The 2,942-nt window shown below is 46.2% G+C and carries 2 protein-coding genes; both read left to right on the top strand.

Annotation, left to right across the window (positions count from 1 at the left end; translation table 11 throughout):
* The first annotated feature begins 90 nt into the window (after positions 1-90).
* Complete coding sequence (locus JGK20_RS33855) at positions 91-1,569, top strand: NAD(P)/FAD-dependent oxidoreductase (protein ID WP_293223663.1); 1,479 nt, start codon at positions 91-93, stop codon at positions 1,567-1,569.
* 343 nt (positions 1,570-1,912) lie between these two features.
* Positions 1,913-2,314 carry a hypothetical protein gene (locus JGK20_RS33850; RefSeq protein WP_293233769.1) on the top strand — a complete coding sequence of 134 codons (402 nt, stop codon included), beginning with the start codon at positions 1,913-1,915 and terminating at the stop codon, positions 2,312-2,314.
* Positions 2,315-2,942 lie beyond the last annotated feature (628 nt).

Raw genomic sequence — 2,942 nt, 5'->3', positions numbered from 1 at the left:
TGAAATTACGTTGTTTTCTTGAGTCCGCGGAGGCGGACATCGTTTGTATAGGAGCGGTTTCAACCGCCGTCTTATCTGACAAATTTATTTATGCTTGATTATGATTTAGTGATTATTGGTGGAACTGCGGCCGGACGTTATGCTGCTTTGACTGCAACTAATTTCCCGGCTCGCGTTGCTTTGGTGGAACCGCTCAGTAATTCTCAAGATTTGCCGGCGGGGGGAAAAGAGTCGATCGCCCTGGGTTTGAAATACAGCCAAACTTTGAGAGAGGCTGCTCGTTTTGCTCACCAGATGAGCCACCCACAGTTCGGACTTCGCCCAGATCTGGCTAATTCCGAAATGCCGATCGCATTGCAGTTTAACGGGGTTAAGAAATGGGCTGACGGCGTTGTTTCTAATTTGTCAGAAATTGACGATCTCGGCGTTTTAGCTGCTCGCGGGGTTGATATTATTTTTGGTAACAGCGAGTTTGTTGCCAAACCGAATTTGGCTTTGATTGCGGGCGATCGGAAATTGCGATCGCGCTGTTATTTGCTAGCTTGTCCAACTCTACCTGCAATTCCCAATATTGAAGGACTTTCGTCTGTCGGCTTTTTTACTTCCGAAACAGTCGGGGAATTGGCAAAACTGCCAAAGTTGCCGAAAAGTTTGGCTGTAATCGGTGCAGATCCCAGCGGTGTTGAAGTGGCTCAGACTTTTTCTCGGCTGGGCGTTGCTGTGACTTTGGTGGTGAAAAGTTCGCAGATTTTGGCGAAAGAAGACCGCGAGGCTGCTGGTTTGGTGCAAGCTGGAATGGAAGCTGAAGGAGTGCGGATTCTGACTGCGACTGAGGTGACTCAAGCTAGGGTGATTGACGGTAAAAAGTGGATTCAAGCTGGGGCAAGGGCGATCGAAGCTGAGGAGATTTTTCTCGCCGCTGGCCGCGGACACAATTTTGCATGGTTAAATCTGGAAGCTGCTAGGGTTAAATTTAGCGATCGCGGGTTGATTTTAAATGAAAAGCTGCAAACAACTAATTCTCGAATTTACGCTTGTGGCGATGTTGCTGGCGGTTATTCGTTCCCTCACATCGCCAATTGCGAAGCTGCGGTTGCTGTGAAAAATGCTTTGTTTTTGCCGATGTATCAAATAGATTATCGCGGGATTCCTTGGGCGATTTTTTCCGATCCGCAGTTGGCGAGGGTTGGCTTGACAGAAGCGCAAGCAAGGCGCCGTTTTGGAGACGATTTGATTGTGGCTAGGGAATATTTCAAGAATGTTGAAAGAGCTCAAATGTCCGGGGAGACAACGGGTTTTTGTAAGATTGTCGGGCGGCGTGACGGGGAGATTTTGGGAGCGACTATTGTCGGCCCGCAAGCTGCGGAGTTGATTCATGCGATCGCCTTTGCTGTGCGTCACGGAATGAAGGTTGAGGCGATCGCCGAACTTCCTTATATTTGGTCTAGTTTTTCGGCAATTAACGGTCAAACTGCTGCTGTTTGGGAGTCGCAGCGTCTCCGCAGCAATACTTTTATGCAGAATTTGTGGGAGAATTTGTTTCACTGGCGCAGGTATTGGAAAAGATAGTTTTTTTTGATTGGGCATTGGGCATTGGGCATTGGGCATCGGCCTACCCAGGGCATTGGGCATTGGAAATCGGCTTTCCCAGAGCATTGGGCCGGGTAGTCAGAAACCGGGTTTTTTGGGAGAATACTTTGTTATGGCGTGCAGATTGGGAAAAAAACCCGGTTTCTTTGGTTTTGATGCGTCACAAGTGTTTCTGAATGATTAAACCGCAGAGGCCGCAGAGAGCGCAGAGGAAGAGAAGACAGAACAGCCCTTGATTTAGTGGCCAATTATGAATATGATAACCAATATCAAAACTTGAAATACAGTCGAGACACACTACTAACTACCTGAGGTCGGATTCATGGATTGCAAAACTGCTACTTTAGTTTACGAAACCGGAAATCCTCTGGAAAACATTCGCAAGATGTTTCCAGAAGCTTGGCAATTTTTGACAGCTCAGTCTGCGGCTTTTGTGGCTGGTAAAGATGATGCTTTTGATGCGGAGATTAAAAAGTCGATCGGCAAAACGCCCTTTCAGTTCAGAATTACTCACCGCGACGATACTGAACAATTGACAAAAGATATATCTGAACTGTTGGGCGATATCACTTCTCGCTTACTTTTGGAACAGCATTTTTCTCAAGTTGTCGGTCGTCCTCTTTATTTCAGCACAATTTGCTGTTCTAGTCACCTGACAGCCGATCGCGAATTGACGTTGGATGAAGTTTTGCCGATTCAGCGGGCTGCGGTTAAGTTGCAATAGCAGTTAGACATTAATCATTAGTAGCTATAGGGTGCGGATACATCGACAATCATCAAAAAAGAGGGACAATCTCATCGATCCGCACCTGTCCCAAGATTTTTGTTGTAGCAAGCTTTTTTATAAATAGTATAAGGTGAGTCGCCGCTAGAAAAGTTAATTGAATGCGAGAGACTTTTAATGGCGACACACCCTACACAGACTAACAAGCCGGGTGCATCTCACGCAAGGCGAATATATCCGTAGGGGCGAAGCATGACCGCAGAAAATAGGAGATTATAACTAATAACTTATATGCGGTCATGCTTCGCCCTCTTCAAGAACCAGATGCACCCAACAAGCCGCAAAGACGCGAAGGTTGAGAAAAGAACGGAAAGAGTTAAATTTGCGCCTGACAAGCGAATTTCTTGATGGTACCCGCCACGTGATTTATCCGTGGAATCAATCCCAAATCTAAAATCCTCAAGCCCCCGAATTTATCCGTGGGGTTAATCTAAAATCTAAAATCTAAAATCTAAAATCGATTGACTCGCTGCTTCGTAAAACTTACCCAAACTTAACTAAAGCCATCTTTAGCTACAATGAAAGAGTTCACTTCCTGCGCTATTGAGTGGTCGGCCATCCCAAGGTA

It is taken from the genome of Microcoleus sp. PH2017_05_CCC_O_A (assembly GCF_020738785.1).
GTDB lineage: Bacteria > Cyanobacteriota > Cyanobacteriia > Cyanobacteriales > Microcoleaceae > Microcoleus.
Note: the sequence above shows the minus strand (reverse complement) of the source record. Positions and strands in the feature narration are given on the sequence as shown.